Origin of the sequence: Nocardioides bruguierae, assembly GCF_023554635.1 — a bacterium.
GTDB classification, from domain to species: domain Bacteria; phylum Actinomycetota; class Actinomycetes; order Propionibacteriales; family Nocardioidaceae; genus Nocardioides; species Nocardioides bruguierae.
The window spans coordinates 285,183-299,551 of the sequence record NZ_JAMJPH010000001.1; the positions used below are offsets into that span (position 1 = coordinate 285,183).

The 14,369-nt window shown below is 73.7% G+C and carries 14 protein-coding genes; 6 read left to right on the forward strand and 8 right to left on the reverse strand.

What is annotated here, in order from left to right; all coding sequences use genetic code 11:
* Complete coding sequence (locus M8316_RS01335) at positions 1–1,533, reverse strand: amidohydrolase (RefSeq protein WP_250051289.1); 1,533 nt, start codon at positions 1,531–1,533, stop codon at positions 1–3.
* Between the two features lie 77 nt (positions 1,534–1,610).
* On the opposite strand from M8316_RS01335, the gene M8316_RS01340 reads away from it, so the two are divergent.
* Positions 1,611–2,270, forward strand: coding sequence for a hypothetical protein (locus M8316_RS01340; protein WP_250051290.1), 660 nt, complete (start codon positions 1,611–1,613; stop codon positions 2,268–2,270).
* A 3-nt stretch (positions 2,271–2,273) separates the two neighbouring features.
* On the opposite strand, the gene M8316_RS01345 is transcribed toward M8316_RS01340, so the two are convergent.
* Positions 2,274–3,881 carry a serine/threonine-protein kinase gene (locus M8316_RS01345; protein ID WP_250051292.1) on the reverse strand — a complete coding sequence of 536 codons (1,608 nt, stop codon included), beginning with the start codon at positions 3,879–3,881 and terminating at the stop codon, positions 2,274–2,276.
* A gap of 188 nt (positions 3,882–4,069) precedes the next feature.
* Here M8316_RS01345 and M8316_RS01350 point away from each other — a divergent pair, with 188 nt between their 5' ends.
* Positions 4,070–4,657: an RNA polymerase sigma factor gene (locus tag M8316_RS01350; RefSeq protein WP_250051295.1), complete on the forward strand. Its 588-nt coding sequence runs from the start codon at positions 4,070–4,072 to the stop codon at positions 4,655–4,657.
* Complete coding sequence (locus M8316_RS01355; RefSeq protein ID WP_250051297.1) at positions 4,654–6,141, forward strand: M1 family metallopeptidase; 1,488 nt, start codon at positions 4,654–4,656, stop codon at positions 6,139–6,141. Before M8316_RS01350 ends, M8316_RS01355 begins: the two co-directional genes overlap by 4 nt.
* Positions 6,142–6,170: 29 nt before the next feature.
* Here the strand turns inward: M8316_RS01355 and M8316_RS01360 are convergent, their stop codons facing one another.
* Genes M8316_RS01360 through pdhA form a run of 3 tightly spaced genes read right to left on the reverse strand, consistent with a single transcriptional unit; the run spans position 6,171 to position 9,633 of the window.
* Positions 6,171–7,505: a dihydrolipoamide acetyltransferase family protein gene (locus M8316_RS01360; protein WP_250051299.1), complete on the reverse strand. Its 1,335-nt coding sequence runs from the start codon at positions 7,503–7,505 to the stop codon at positions 6,171–6,173.
* A 20-nt stretch (positions 7,506–7,525) separates the two neighbouring features.
* Complete coding sequence (locus M8316_RS01365; protein ID WP_308195939.1) at positions 7,526–8,521, reverse strand: alpha-ketoacid dehydrogenase subunit beta; 996 nt, start codon at positions 8,519–8,521, stop codon at positions 7,526–7,528.
* Positions 8,518–9,633: a pyruvate dehydrogenase (acetyl-transferring) E1 component subunit alpha gene (pdhA, locus tag M8316_RS01370; protein ID WP_250051583.1), complete on the reverse strand. Its 1,116-nt coding sequence runs from the start codon at positions 9,631–9,633 to the stop codon at positions 8,518–8,520. Before pdhA ends, M8316_RS01365 begins: the two co-directional genes overlap by 4 nt.
* A 306-nt stretch (positions 9,634–9,939) precedes the next feature.
* Between pdhA and M8316_RS01375 the strand changes: the two genes are divergently transcribed.
* Positions 9,940–10,419, forward strand: coding sequence for an SRPBCC family protein (locus M8316_RS01375; protein ID WP_250051301.1), 480 nt, complete (start codon positions 9,940–9,942; stop codon positions 10,417–10,419).
* Positions 10,416–10,628, forward strand: coding sequence for a hypervirulence associated TUDOR domain-containing protein (locus tag M8316_RS01380; RefSeq protein ID WP_250051302.1), 213 nt, complete (start codon positions 10,416–10,418; stop codon positions 10,626–10,628). Before M8316_RS01375 ends, M8316_RS01380 begins: the two co-directional genes overlap by 4 nt.
* A 34-nt stretch (positions 10,629–10,662) precedes the next feature.
* On the opposite strand, the gene M8316_RS01385 is transcribed toward M8316_RS01380, so the two are convergent.
* A complete protein-coding gene (locus tag M8316_RS01385; RefSeq protein WP_250051303.1) occupies positions 10,663–11,262 on the reverse strand; it encodes a TetR/AcrR family transcriptional regulator in 600 nt (199 codons plus the stop codon).
* Between the two features lie 178 nt (positions 11,263–11,440).
* Between M8316_RS01385 and M8316_RS01390 the strand changes: the two genes are divergently transcribed.
* On the forward strand, positions 11,441–12,196 hold the full coding sequence (locus M8316_RS01390; protein WP_250051304.1) for an SDR family NAD(P)-dependent oxidoreductase: 756 nt from the start codon (positions 11,441–11,443) through the stop codon (positions 12,194–12,196).
* A gap of 122 nt (positions 12,197–12,318) precedes the next feature.
* On the opposite strand, the gene M8316_RS01395 is transcribed toward M8316_RS01390, so the two are convergent.
* Together M8316_RS01395 and M8316_RS01400 are read right to left on the reverse strand one after the other, a co-directional pair.
* Positions 12,319–13,293, reverse strand: a complete 975-nt coding sequence (locus M8316_RS01395; RefSeq protein ID WP_250051305.1) for a glutathione S-transferase family protein — start codon at positions 13,291–13,293, stop codon at positions 12,319–12,321.
* A 34-nt stretch (positions 13,294–13,327) separates the two neighbouring features.
* Positions 13,328–14,368 carry a zinc-binding metallopeptidase family protein gene (locus M8316_RS01400; protein ID WP_250051306.1) on the reverse strand — a complete coding sequence of 347 codons (1,041 nt, stop codon included), beginning with the start codon at positions 14,366–14,368 and terminating at the stop codon, positions 13,328–13,330.
* Position 14,369 lies beyond the last annotated feature (1 nt).

Sequence of the window (14,369 nt, forward strand, 5' to 3'; positions counted from 1 at the left end):
TCAGAGCGTCGAGTGGGCGAGCTTCCCGTCGATCCACGTGGCAGCGACGGTCATGTCGCGCAGCCGCTCGGCGTGCAGCACGGCGGCCTCGGCCGGGTCCGCGGCCTGCACGGCGGCCAGCGGGTCCGCGTCCAGCAGGACGAGGTCGGCGAGCGAGCCGACCCCCACCGTGGGCGCGCCGTCCACGGAGGCGGCCAGCACCTCCTGCGGGGTCAGCGCCTGCTCGCCGTGCCACGCGTCGCGATCGTCGGCGGAGCGGTGGACGGCGGCGGCCATGGCCAGCCACGGGTCCAGCCGGGAGACGGGCGCGTCGGAGCCCATGGCGAGCTCCACGCCGTCGTCCAGCATCCAGCGGAACGCGAAGCAGCGCTCGGAGCGCTCGCCCCAGATCGCCTCGGTGAGGTCGCGGTCGTCGAGCAGGTGGGCGGGCTGGATCGACGCCCGCAGGCCCAGCCGGGCCATCTCGGCGACGTCGGCACGGTTGACCATCTGCGCGTGCTCGATGGACCCGCGGGCCCCGACGTCGCGGTACGCGCCGAGCGCCTCGGCCACGGCGGCGTCCCCGATGGCGTGCGTGGCGATCTCGAGGCCGGAGGCGTGGGCGGTGCGCAGCAGGTCGCGCAGCTCGGCGCCCGAGAGGTTGGGCTGGCCGGCGGGGTACTCGAGCCGGTGCGCGTCGCCGTAGGGCTCGCAGCACCAGGCGGTGCGCGTGTTGAGCGACCCGTCGCTGATGATCTTCAGCGGGCCCATGGTGAGCCGGTGCGCGTCGGGCAGCTGCGGCACGACCGGGTCGCCGGTGCGCAGGCCACGGGCCAGGACGTCGTCCAGGTTCTCGGCGTAGGTGCTCATCCGGATCCGTAGGACGTCGGCGCCGGCGACCCAGCGCTCGGCCCACTCGGCCGCGCCGCCGGAGAACTCGAAGTCGGTGAGGCCGACGATGCCGGCCGCGGCCGCGGCGTCCATCGTGCGGCGGTAGGCCTCGGGGCTGGTGCCGTCGTTCCCGACCAGCGTGGAGAGCCGGGCGTAGGCGCCGAACCACTCGGCCTCGCGCACCACCGAGTCGCGCACCGGCAGCGCCAGGTGCAGCAGCGCCACGGTGTTGAGCCAGGCGTGGTGGGCGTCGCCGGAGATGAGGACGACGGGGGTGTCGCCGGAGACCGCGTCGAGCTCGGTCACGGTGACGTCGCGGTGCCAGCCGGCGGAGCGGTGGCCGAAGCCGATGACGGGCAGGTCGGGGTACTCGGCGACGCGCTCGGCCACGAGGCGGGTGGCGTCCTCCGGCGAGCGGGCGCCGGCGAGGTCGAGGCGGCCGGAGGAGAGCGTCCACTGGGCCAGGTGCACGTGCGCGTCCCACAGGCCGGGCGTGAGCCAGCGTCCGGCGGCGTCGACGACCTCCGCGCCGTCGGCGGCCAGCCCGGCGCCGACCTCGACCACGCGTCCGCCGCGCACGAGGACGTCGACCGGCTCCGGCCCGGGGCCGTCCCCGGGCCGCAGGGGCACCACGCGTGCACTGCGCAGGAGGAAGTCGCTCATGGGCCGACGATGGCACGCACCCCCCGCGCGGGCGAAGCCGGGCCCGCCCGCGCGCACCCGTGTCCTACGGTGGGCGCGTGCGTGCACGGGTGCTCGGGATCGGTGTCGCCGCGGTGCTGCTGTGCGCCGCGGCGGGTGCCGGCGTGGGCGCGCTCACCCTCGAGCAGGACGACGGCGACGCCCCCACCTCGCTGGGCACCGCGTCCCCGGTGCCGGCGGCCAAGCCGGCGTTCCCGCGCGACCGGACGGTCCGGGTCGTGGAGGACCCCGACTACCCGGCGCTGGAGACCGACCTGCCGCTGGAGCGGGCCGCGGTCGGCACCACCGACTTCCCGGTCAGCCTCACCGTGCCGCAGGGGTGGGTCCGCTCGGACTCCACGATCGGCGCCGTGCAGTTCTACCCGTACTCGTTCCCCGAGTCGGCGAACACCTACTTCATCCGCATCCGGCTGATCGGCAACCAGAACATCAGCCCCCGGGCCGCGGGCGACGCGCGCGTCGAGGCCCTCCAGGGCGCCACCGACGTGCTCGACTTCCAGCTCGAGTCGCGCACCTACGACTCCGTCACGGCCTCCTACGTGGCCGGCGAGCACCGCCGCGTGGAGCTCGACCGCTACGTCGCCCGCCCCGGGGAGACCGCCGCGTTCGTGTGGGTCGGCGTCGTCGGCCGCGAGGCGGACCGCGACGGACTGACCCAGCTGCTCGACCGGCTCACCAGGTCGCTCCGCTTCGGCTGAGGCTCACATGCCGTGGGTGGCGATCCCGTCGAGCACCTGGTTGGCGGTCGCCGTCGTCGCGGACCGCACCTGCACCCACAGCAGCCGGTCGGCGGTCACGCGGACGACCCGCTCGACCGTCACCCCGCCGGGACAGCCCGCGTGCACCACGGTGCGGGCGGGCTCGGCGCCGTCGTCGGTGTAGCGGGCCTGCACCCGCGCGCACTCGGGGTGGCCGGGCATCCGGTCCGGCAGGCCGTTGCCGCTCATGATCCCCAGGAACACGCCCTCGCCGGCGCCCGTGGCCACGGCGCTCGCGGAGTTCCACGCAGCCCCGGTGCCGACGGCCAGCGCGGGGTAGGTGCCGTCGTCCGCGGGGGAGCTCCACGCCTCGTCCGCGACCGTGGTGGCCCAGGCCGCGGGCACGGTCACCGAGAGGGTGCCCGAGGCGTCGTAGACCTCCTGCTCCGCCGGTGGCGTGGGCGCGAGCGCGGCGTGCGCGCCGAGCCCGGCGCCGACGGCGGCCACCGCGCACGCCACCAGCAGCGCGAGCACCCCGGCCGCGCGGCGCCCGCGGGAGGCACGCGGCGGGGTGCCGACCGGCGGCAGGTCGCCCGCGGGCGCGAAGACCGAGGGGCGGGCACCGGGCTGGGTCAGCTCGGGGTCGATCGGCAGCCACGGCCGGGTCACGGTGGCGTCCTCGGCCGGGTGGCCGGCCGCACCGAGGGCGGCCTCGAGCGCGTCGACGAAGGCGAGCACGTCGGGCCAGCGGTCGTCGGCGGCGGGGCTGAGGGCACGGCGGACGACGGCGTCCACCTCCGGCTCCAGCAGCGGGCTGAGCTCGTGCGCCGGCGGCGGGGGCGTCGGGTCGGCCGCCTGCCGCAGGTCGGTGTGCCGGAACGCCGGCCGACCGGCCAGCAGGAGGTAGGCCAGCGCCCCCAGCGAGTACTGGTCCGCGCGCCCGTCGACGGTCTCGCCGCGCGCCTGCTCGGGCGCGGTGTAGGTGGGCGTGCCGCCGACCAGCGTGAGTCGGCTGGAGACGTCCAGCGCCTTGCCGAGCCCCAGGTCGGCCAGCATCGCGACGACCGTGCCCTCGCGGGTGCGGAACAGGACGTTGGCGGGCTTCACGTCCCGGTGCACCAGGTCGCGCTCGTGCAGCGCGGCGAGGCCCGCGGCCACCTGCCGCAGCACCTCCAGCGACTGGGCGGCGGTGAGGCCGGTGACGTCGAGCCGGTCGGCCAGGGTGCCCTGGTCGGCGTAGGCCATGACGAGGAACGGGCGGCCGTCCTCCAGCTCGCCGGCGTCGTAGACGGGCACCACGTGGGGCGACTCCACCCGCCGCATCCACCGGCCCTCCTCGGTGAACCGGCGGCGCGTCGTGGGCTCGCCCGCCCAGTTCTCGGCCAGCACCTTCACCGCCACCGGCGAGTCAAGCTGCTCGTCGTAGGCCAGCCACACCGTCGCGAACGCCCCCGCGCCCAGCCGGCGGCGCACGGCGTACCGCCCCAGCCGCGCCGGGCCCGGCTGCGGTGCGGACGGCGGACCCGACGTGGCTGCGCCGGACGCTGCGCCGGACGCTGCGCCGGACGGGGCCCGGCCGGGCCGGGTCTCGTCGGGGTCGGAGGTGGGCACGGCGACATCCTCACCAACGGGCGGGCGTCAGGTCCACCCTGGTGGGCGCGCGAGCGGGTACGACCCGGGCGGCCCCGGGCGGCCCCGGGCGGCCGATGCGAGGATCCAGGCAACGATCCGGCCGCAGATGGGGCCGGAGGGGTGTCAGGGGGTCGTGGTCAGGGCCGGTCGCGGGGTAGGAAGACGCTGTGAGCCATCCGCACACCGAACCGCCGACACCCGACCAGGTCGACGACCTGGCGCGCCGTGCCGCCGCGGGCGAGCGCGAGGCGATGGAGCAGCTGCTCGCCGCCGTCCGCCCCCGCGCCCTGGCGGTGTGCCGCGGCGTCCTGCCGCACCCCGCGGACGCCGAGGACGCCTGCCAGGACGCGCTGCTCAACGTGGCCACCAAGGTGGGCACCTGGCACGGCCGCGGCCGGTTCACCACGTGGATGCACACGGTGTGCGTCAACAGCGCCCGCTCCACCTACCGGCGGCTCTCGCGCCAGGCCTCCCCCGTGGACGTCGCCTCCCACCCGCGCGCCGACCGCCCCGACCCGCGCACCACCTCGGTCGTCGCCGGCACCCGGCTCGACCTGCTGGAGGCGATGGAGGTCCTCGAGCGCGACCACCCGCAGCTGGTGCAGCCACTGCTCCTGCGCGACGTCTACGAGCTGCCCTACGACGAGATCGCGACCCTGCTCGACCTGCCGCTGGGCACGGTCAAGGCGCAGATCCACACCGGCCGGCGCCTGACCCGACCGCTGCTGCGCGACCTCACCGTCGAGCCCCGGTGAGGCGCCTTCTGGTCGCCGGGTCCGTCCTGGCGCTGCTCCCCCTGTCCGCCTGCTCCCCCACCTCCGGGGGCGCGGACGACGGCGTGCGACTGCTCGGGGAGACCGGCACGGTGCGCGTGGCCGGCGCCGTCGGTGACGGCGGCGACCTGCCCGACGCCGACGACCCGGCCTACGACGCCGCGCTCAGCACCCCGCGCACCGACCCCGTCTACCCCGTCGTCGGCGACCCCGGGCTGGACGCGCTGCACTACGACCTCGACCTCGGCTGGGACCCGGACGCGCGGCTGCTCACCGGCCACGAGACGCTCGTGCTGCGGGCCACCGGGGACGCCGACCGGCTCGTGCTGGACCTCTCCGACGCCCTCACCGTCACCGCCGCGGCCCTGGACGGCACGCCGCTGCCCGAGGACGCCGTGCAGCACGCCGACGACGACCTCGTGCTGGCGGTCGACGTCGTGGCCGACCAGCGCTACGTCCTCGAGCTCGACTACGAGGGCACGCCCCTGCCCGTGGCCGCCCCGACCACCCGCAGCGACTTCTCCACCAACGGCTGGACCACCGGCGAGGACGGCTCGACCTGGACCATGCAGGAGCCCTACGGCGCGCTGACCTGGTACGCCGTGGACGACCAGCCGGCCGACAAGGCGTTCTACGACATCTCGGTGGCGGTGCCGGACGGCTGGACCTCGGTCGCCAACGGCACCGTGGCCGACGACGTGGTCGCCGCCGGCGTCCGCACCACCGACTGGCACCTCGACGCCCCCGCGGCCTCCTACCTCGTCACCGTCGCCACCGGCGACCACGTGCGCACGGACCTCTCCGCCGGCGACGTGCCCGTCACGACCTGGGTGCCGACCTCGTCCTCACGCGGCGTGGCGGTGGCCGCGGCGCCGGGCGCGCTGCGCTGGGTGGAGGGCCGTCTGGGCCGGTACCCGTTCGACTCGCTCGGCGTGCTCGTCGTCGACAGCGAGTCGGGCATGGAGACCCAGACCATGCTGACGCTGGGCGACACCGAGTACGCCACCTCGCCCGCCGTGCTCGTGCACGAGATCGTGCACCAGTGGTACGGCGACCTCGTCACCCCCACCGACTGGCGCGACCTGTGGATGAACGAGGGCATGGCGATGTACCTCCAGGCCATCTACCAGGCCGAGAACAGCGACTACACGCTCGAGCAGCTCATGGCCTACTGGTACGACCAGGACGCGGCGCTGCGCCGCTCCTACGGCCCGCCGGCCCAGGCGCGGCCGGAGTCGTTCGGCGAGAGCAACGTCTACCTCTCCCCGGCCGTGATGTGGCACCTGCTGCGCGGCCGGATCGGCGACCGGACGTTCTGGCGGCTCGTGCGCGCCTGGCCGCGCACGCACGCCGACGGCAACGCCGGCACCGACGCGATGGTGCGGTGGTGGTCGCGGCGCAGCGGCGTGCCGACGTCCTTCTTCGACGCGTGGCTGCGCGGCGAGCGCACCCCGCCCTACGCCTGAGGCGACCCGACCACCGAAGCGCCCCAGGATCAGAACATCAGCGCGAGCGCCGGGTCCTCCAGCACGGCCGCGACGTCGGCGAGGAACCGCGAGCCGGTCTCGCCGTCCACGTGCCGGTGGTCGAAGGAGATCGCCAGCGTCGTGACGTGACGCGGCTCGATCCGCTCCTCGGCGCCGGTGCCGACGACCCACGGGCGCCGCTCGATGGCGCCGACCGCGAGGATGCCGGACTCGCCGGGGTTGAGGATCGGCGTGCCGGCGTCCATGCCGAAGACGCCCACGTTGGTGATCGTGAACGACCCGCCGGCCATGTCCGCGGGGCTGGTGCGGCCCTCGCGGGCTGTGGCGGTGAGCGCACCCAGGGCGACCGCGAGGTCACGCAGGCCGAGGGCGTCCGCGTCCTTGATGTTCGGCACCACGAGCCCGCGCGGGGTGGCCGCGGCGATGCCGAGGTTCACGTAGTGCTTGAGGACGACCTCGCCGGCCGTCTCGTCCCACGTGGAGTTCAGCAGCGGCTGCCGCCCCAGGGCGAGCAGCACGGCCTTGGCGACGACCAGCAGCGGCGTCACCTTCACGTCCCGCAGCTCGCGGTGGCCCCTGAGCCGCTCGACCAGCTCCATGGTCCGGGTGACGTCGAGGGTCTTCCACACGGTCACGTGCGGGGCGGAGAAGGCCGAGTCGACCATCGCCTGCCCCATCGCCCTGCGCACGCCCTTGATCGGCTCGCGGGTCTCCCGCTCGCCGGGGGCGCGGGAGGGACGGGCGGTGGGTGCGGGGGTCGAGGACGGCGCGGCGGTCTCGTGGCTCGTCGCCGACGCGTCCGAGGTCGCGGCCAGCACGTCGTCCCGGGTCACGGTGCCACCGTCACCGGTGGGGACGACGGCCTGGAGGTCGACCCCGAGGTCCTTGGCGAGCTTGCGGACGGGCGGCTTGGCCAGCGCGCGGACGTCCGTCGGCGCCTCCACGGCCGGGGTGCCGGTCGCCTTGCGCTTGCGACGCGTGCTGCCACCCTCCGCCTTGGCGCGGCCGACCAGGGACTCCCCCTCCCCGCCACCGGTCGCACCGGGGTTGGAGGGGTCGATCTCGGGCTGGGCCGGGGCGGGCGCCGGGGTCGGGGCGGGCGCCGGGGCCGCCTCGCCGATCCGGATGATCGGGGTGCCGACGACGACCGTCTCACCCTCCTCGACCATCAGCGCGGTCACCTCGCCGGCGTACGGCGAGGGCAGCTCGACCACGGACTTCGCGGTCTCGATCTCGACGACCACGTCGTTGACCTTGACGGTGTCGCCGACCTTGACCCGCCAGGCGACGATGTCGGCCTCGGTCAGGCCCTCGCCGACGTCGGGCAGCTTGTACTCGGGCATGGGTTCCTCTCCCGGGTGGGTCAGAAGGCGAGCGAGCGGTCGACCGCGTCGAGCAGCCGGTCCAGGTCGGGGAGGAAGGCCTCCTCGATCCGGGCCGCAGGGTAGGGCACGTCGAAGCCGCCGACGCGCAGCACCGGGGCCTCGAGGGAGTAGAAGCACTCCTCGGTGACGCGGGCGGCCACCTCGGTGCCGACGCCCAGGGTCGTGTGCGCCTCGTGGACGACGACCAGGCGCCCCGTCCGCCGGACGGACTCGACGACGGGGTCGAGGTCCAGCGGCGAGAGCGTGCGCAGGTCGATCACCTCGAGCGAGGTGCCGTCCTCGGCGGCGGCGTCGGCCGCCCGCAGCGCGGTGCGCACGGTGGGGCCGTAGGCGGCGACGGTGACGTCCGTGCCCGGGCGCACCACGCGGGAGGAGAACAGCGGCGCGGGCTCGGCAGCCAGGTCCACGTCCGCCTTCTCGGAGTGGTACTGCCGCTTGGGCTCCAGGAAGACGACCGGGTCGTCGGAGGCGATGGCCTGCTGGATCATCGCGTAGCCGTCGGCCGGGTTCGAGCAGGCCACGACCTTGAGGCCGGGGGTGTGCACGAACTGCGCCTCGGGCGACTCGCTGTGGTGCTCGACCGCACCGATGCCGCCGCCGAAGGGGATGCGGATGACGATCGGCATCGCGGTCCGGCCGTCGGTGCGGGCCCGGATCTTGGCGACCTGGCTGACGATCTGGTCGTAGGCCGGGTAGACGAAGCCGTCGAACTGGATCTCGACCACGGGGCGGTAGCCGCGCATCGCCAGGCCCACCGCGGTGCCGACGATGCCGGACTCCGCCAGCGGGGTGTCGATGACGCGGTCGTCGCCGAAGTCCTTCTGGAGGCCGTCGGTGATGCGGAAGACGCCACCGAGGCGGCCGACGTCCTCGCCCATGACGAGGACCTTGTCGTCGTTCTCCATGGCCTTGCGCAGGCCCAGGTTCAGGCCCTTGGCCAGCGTGATCCGCTGCGTGCTGCTCGGCGTGCTCACTGGTCCTCCTCGAAGCCGGCCAGGTAGGCCGCGTAGCCGTCGCGCTGGGCGGCGAGCTCCGGGGTCTGCTCGGCGTAGACGTGGTCGAACATCGACAGCGGGTCGGGGTCGGTGCGGGTGCGGCAGCCCTCGCGCATCCGCTCGCCCAGGGCGTCGGCCTCGGCGGCGAGCTCGTCGAGCCAGGCCTGCTCGACGAGACCGTTGCGGCGCAGGTACGCCTCCAGCCGCAGGATCGGGTCCTTCAGCTTCCACGACTCCACGTCGGCCGAGAGCCGGTAGCGGGTCGGGTCGTCGGTGGTGGTGTGGGCGCCCATCCGGTAGGTGAACGCCTCGATCAGCACCGGCCCCTGGCCCTCGCGCGCCCGCTGCAGCGCCGCGGTGGTGACCGCGTGCATCGCGAGCACGTCGTTGCCGTCGACGCGGATGCCGGGCAGCCCGAAGCCCCACGCGCGCTGGTAGAGCGGCACGCGGCTCTGCCGCTCGGTGGGCTCGGAGATGGCCCACTGGTTGTTGGTGCAGAGGAAGACCACCGGCGCCTGGTAGGACGAGGCGAAGACCAGTGCCTCGTTGACGTCGCCCTGGCTGGAGGCACCGTCGCCGAAGTGCGCCACCACGGCGGCGTCGCGGCTCGGGTCGCCCGTGCCGACCACCCCGTCGCGCTGCAGACCCATCGCGTAGCCCACCGCGTGCAGGGTCTGCGCGCCGATGATGATCGTGTAGAGGCCCATCCGCGTGGCCTCGGTGTCCCACGTCCCGTGGTCGGTGCCCCGGAACATGCCGAGCAGCTCGACGGGGTCGACGCCCATGCACCAGGCGACGCCGTGCTCGCGGTAGGTCGGGAAGACGAAGTCCTGGCTGCGCACCGAGCGGGCCGCGCCCACCTGGGCGGCCTCCTGGCCCAGCGACTGCGCCCACAGCCCCAGCTCGCCGTGACGCTGGAGCGCCGTGGCCTCGGTGTCGAGGCGGCGGGTCAGCACCATGTCGCGGTAGAGACCGCGCAGCTGCTCGGGCGTGAGGTCGACGTCGAAGTCGGGGTGCTGGACGCGCTCCCCCTCGGGCGTCAACAGCTGCACGGGGTCCTGGGACCCCTGGGCGTAGGCCCGGGCGAACACGTCACCGGGGTCCTTGCCTGCTCTCGTGCCACCACCGGGGTGGGTCGGGATGCTCTGTTCGCTGGACTGCACGCTGGGCACCGTCAACTCCTCTCGCCCGGGCGGGTTCTCCACCGGGTCGTTCGCCACCGTGTGCTCCCGGGAGGTGCGGGGCGCGGGGGTGGTGCGCCTCATCCTGCCGGATCCGGCGCCCCACTGATGGAGTGTGACGCCGACCACATCGGTGCATCCACGCTACAACGCACCCCCGACGGACGCATCCGCCGGGTGGTGCCCCGGGCGCGTCCACCCTCCTACGGTCGGGACATGACCGTGCAGTCCTCGATCGTCGTCGACACCGCCCCGTCCGTGGTGTTCTCGATCGTCGCCGACCCCCGCCAGCACGCCCGCATCGACGGCTCGGGCACCGTCGTGGCCGGCGCCGACACCAGTGAGGCACCGCAGCGGCTCGCGCTGGGCGACACGTTCGGCATGCGCATGCGCCTCGGCGTGCCCTACGCGACGAGGAACACGGTCGTCGAGCACACCGAGGACCGGCTCATCGCCTGGCGGCACGTCGGCAAGCACCGGTGGCGCTACGAGATCGAGCCGCTGGACCTCGCCGACGGCGTGTCGCGCTGCCGCGTCACCGAGACGTGGGACGACTCCGGCTACGGCCCGGTCGGCCGCCGCGTCCTGGCCCTGCTGGGCTACCCGGCGCGCAACCAGCGCGCCATCGAGGCCACCCTGCTGCGGCTCAAGGACGCCGCCGAGCGCGACGCCGGCCTGGGCGAGGAGGACGCATGATCCGCACCGGCACGCGCGTCACCTGGTCGTGGGGCGCCGGCACCGGCTCCGGCACGGTCACCGAGGTGCACCACGAGACCGTCACCCGCACGATCAAGGGCGAGGAGATCACCCGCCACGGCAGCGACGACGAGCCCGCCTACGTCATCGACTCCGACTCCGGCGACGCCGTGGTGAAGCTGGCCGGCGAGGTCGAGCGCGCCGACTGACGGCGCGCCCGCTCCCCGTCCTCGAGCGCCGACCTCAGGCGGACGCCGGCGTGGCGACCGCGTCGGTCCACCACTGCGGCGTGAGGGCGGCGTAGACGTCCACGAAGGCGTCCACGTCGAGCTCGTCGGTGGCGATCCAGGTGGCGATCAGGCCCACCGTGCCGTCCGCGAGGAACCGGGCCGCCGCCTCGGCGGTGAGCTCGGCGTCGACGCCGGGCACGTCGAGCACGACGCGCGCACGGCCGGCCGAGCGCAGCTGACGGGTGGAGCCCATGAAGTGGCTGGCCAGCATGGCGTGCAGCGAGCTGGGTCCGGCGTCCGAGGCGAGACCCTGGCGGTAGACGCCGAGGTGGCTCTTGACGTGCTCGAGCACCATCCGGGTGCCCTCGTGGATCGCCACCGGCAGGTCCTCGGCGGGCGAGAGGAGGCGCACGCGCACCTCGTCCAGCTCGCGCACGAGCGCCTGCTCGAGCAGCGCGAACGGCGACGAGGCGTGCTCGTAGAAGGTGGTGCGGTGCACGCCGGCCTCCGCCGCCACCTCGGTCACGCTGAGCGTGGCCACGGGCCGCTCCTGCGCCAGCGTCAGCACCGCCCGGTGCAGCCGCTCGCGGCTGCGTCGCTGTCGTGCGTCCATGTCTTCGCCCCTCACCAGCGCCACCGACCTGCGGTGGCGCACCTCACAGCAACCTGCCAGGGAAGTTACGCCCCACCCTCGGAACAAGTCACGTGCGCGTGAGGTTACAGTGTCGAGTACGCCAACAACTGTCGAATAAGATCAGGCCCGACATCGCTGCCGGACCGGAGGAGTAGAAATGGCCACCTACGACGTCGCCGACCGTTCCGCCATCGTCACCGGGGCCGGCAACGGCATCGGGCGCGCAGTCGCCCTGACCCTGGCCGCCAACGGCGCCTCCGTCCTCGTCTGGGACCTCGTGGAGGACGCCGCCGAGAAGGTCGTCGCCGAGATCGAGGAGGCCGGCGGCACCGCCCAGGCCTTCATCGGCGACGCCTCGGACGCCGAGACCCACGCGAAGGCCATCGAGGCCGCCAACGCGATGGCCCCGCTGAGGATCGCCGTGAACAACGCCGGCATCGGCGGCGCCGCGGCCCCGGCCGGCGAGTACCCGCTGGACTCCTGGCGCAAGGTCATCGACATCAACCTCAACGGCGTCTTCTACGGCGTCGCCGCGCAGGTCGAGGCCATGAAGACCAACGGTGGCGGCTCGATCGTCAACATGGCCTCCGTCCTCGGCTCCGTCGGCATCCCGAACTCCGGCGCCTACGTGACCGCCAAGCACGGCCTCCTCGGCATGACCAAGAACGCCGCGCTCGAGTACGCCAAGGACGGCGTCCGCGTCACCGCCGTCGGCCCCGGCTTCATCAAGACCCCGCTGCTCGAGGCCAACCTGGACGCCGACGCGCAGGAGTTCCTCGCCTCCAAGCACGCCTTCGGCCGCATGGGCTCCCCGGACGAGGTCGCCGGCCTGGTCGCGTTCCTCGCCTCCGACGCCGCGTCCTTCATCACCGGCTCCTACCACCTCGTCGACGGTGGCTACGCCGCCCAGTGACGACCCCGGCCGTCTCGCCCGCGTGACGGCACGCCGCGCCCCCGACGCGGCCCCCTGATCTCGACCCGTCCATGGCGATCCCGTGGGCGGGTCGGGCCGTTCCGGAGACGGACGGCCTGAGGTCAGGCGAGCGACTCCCGCCCGTGCGGGGTCTGCCAGACGGCGGCGTCCGGGCCCTTCGGGACGATCCCGGTGGGGTTGATGTCGCTGTGGACGACGTAGTAGTGCGCCTTGATCTGGTCGAAGTCGACGGTCTCGCCGAACCCGGGGGTCTGGAACAGGTCGCGGGCGTAGCCCCAGAGGTTCGGCATCTCGGTCAGCTTGTTGCGGTTGCACTTGAAGTGGCCGTGGTAGACCGCGTCGAAGCGCACCAGCGTGGTGAACAACCGGACGTCGGCCTCCGTGATCGCCGAGCCCATGAGGTAGCGGCGGGTGGCGAGGCGCTCCTCCAGCCAGTCCAGGGCGGTGAACAGCCGGTCGTAGGCGTCCTCGTAGGCCTCCTGGGAGCCGGCGAAGCCGCAGCGGTACACGCCGTTGTTCACCTCGGTGAAGACGCGCTTGTTGACCGCGTCCATCTCCTCGCGCAGGTCCGCCGGCCACAGGTCGGGGGCGTCGGGCGCGTGGTGCTCCTTCCACTCGTGGAAGAAGTCGTGGGTGATCCACGGGAAGTCGTTGGTGACGATCTCGCCCGTGCGCTCGTCCACGATCGTGGGCACCGTGATGCCGCGCGGGTAGCCGGGGAAGCGCTTCTCGTAGGCGTCCTTGAGGAAGTGGATGCCGAGCACCGGGTCCACGCCACCCTCGTCGAGGTCGAATGTCCACGACCGCTGGTCGTGGGTGGGGCCGGGCAGGCCGATCGAGATGACGTCCTGGAGGCCGAGCAGCTCGCGCACGATGATCGCGCGGTTGGCCCACGGGCAGGCGCGGGCCGCGACCAGGCGGTAGCGGCCCGGCTCCACCGGCCACAGCTCCCCGTTCACGGGGCCGTGCTCGGGCGTGCGGGCACCGGCGGTGATCCGGTCCGGGACGTAGGTCATGTCCCGGTCGAAGCCCTTGCCCTTCTCGACGTAGCTGGGGGTGTGGTCGGAGGTCGTCATGGCACGAGGGTAGTTGAAACTCGTACCATGACGGTCACCCGACCGGTCGGGTGCCCGTCACGTCCGAGGACGAGGCCCGCACCAGGCCGTCGACGAACTCGAGCTTGTCGAGGACCGGCGCCGGGATGACGAACGGGTACAGGTCCTCCTTGCCCATCGACCGGTTGACCATGTTCAGCGCCGTCGAGAGCGGGATCCAGGTGTGCTGGACGACGTCGCGGAACCCCGGCTCGATGCCGACCGGCCCGGCCAGGCCGTAGGCCCGCGCGGTCTCGATCGTGTCGACGATGTGCAGGTAGTGCGCCCAGGTCTCGGCGAAGTCCTCGAACGGGTGCATGGTCGCGTACGTGGAGATGTAGTTCTCCGCCCAGTCGGCCGGCGCACCCTGCTCGTAGTGCCGGTCGATCGCGTCCTGGTAGCTCGCCGTGTCGTCGCCGAAGAGCTCCACGTAGCGCGCGTGCGTCTCGTCGTCGCGCACCAGCTGCCACTGGTAGTAGTGGCCGATCTCGTGGCGGAAGTGGCCGAGCATCGTGCGGTACGGCTCGCCCATCTGGTCGCGCACCTTCTCGCGGTAGGCGGTGTCGGACTCGGCCAGGTCGATGGTGATGACGCCGTCGGCGTGCCCGATCACCACGTTCTCCTCCACCGAGGAGAGCAGGTCGAAGGCCAGGCCGTCCGCCTCGTCCGCGTTCGTCCCGGCGGCGTCCTCGCCCTCCTTGCCGACGATCGGCAGGCCGAGGTCCTCCAGCTCGGTGATGAGCGCCCGCTTGGCCTGCTCGGCCACCGGGAAGTTCGAGAGGCCCTCGAGGTCGCCGTCGTTCGGGCGGGTGCGCGTGAGGTGGCAGGAGAAGCACCAGCCGCCCTCGTCGCGGGTCAGCCAGGTGCAGCCGGAGAGGTTGAGGTTCGCGCAGACGTACCAGGTGGTGCCGGCCGCGTCGGTGTAGCTGTTCTTCTCGTCCACCGGCACGATGTCGCGCTCGGCGCGCGACCAGCCCAGGTTGGTGCCGCAGGACACGCAGACGGAGTTCTCGAAGTAGAGCGGGTTCGCACAGACCCGGCAGCGGTACGCCTTCACG

Bases quoted from the DNA above. Each gene is read 5' to 3' on its own strand.
- M8316_RS01360 (WP_250051299.1), bottom strand. From the start codon at position 7,505: ATGCCCGAGTACAAGCTGCCCGACGTCGGCGAGGGCCTGACCGAGGCC.
- M8316_RS01385 (WP_250051303.1), bottom strand. From the start codon at position 11,262: ATGGACGCACGACAGCGACGCAGCCGCGAGCGGCTGCACCGGGCGGTG.
- M8316_RS01390 (WP_250051304.1), top strand. From the start codon at position 11,441: ATGGCCACCTACGACGTCGCCGACCGTTCCGCCATCGTCACCGGGGCC.
- M8316_RS01335 (WP_250051289.1), bottom strand. From the start codon at position 1,533: ATGAGCGACTTCCTCCTGCGCAGTGCACGCGTGGTGCCCCTGCGGCCC.
- M8316_RS01375 (WP_250051301.1), top strand. From the start codon at position 9,940: ATGACCGTGCAGTCCTCGATCGTCGTCGACACCGCCCCGTCCGTGGTG.
- M8316_RS01395 (WP_250051305.1), bottom strand. From the start codon at position 13,293: ATGACGACCTCCGACCACACCCCCAGCTACGTCGAGAAGGGCAAGGGC.
- M8316_RS01380 (WP_250051302.1), top strand. From the start codon at position 10,416: ATGATCCGCACCGGCACGCGCGTCACCTGGTCGTGGGGCGCCGGCACC.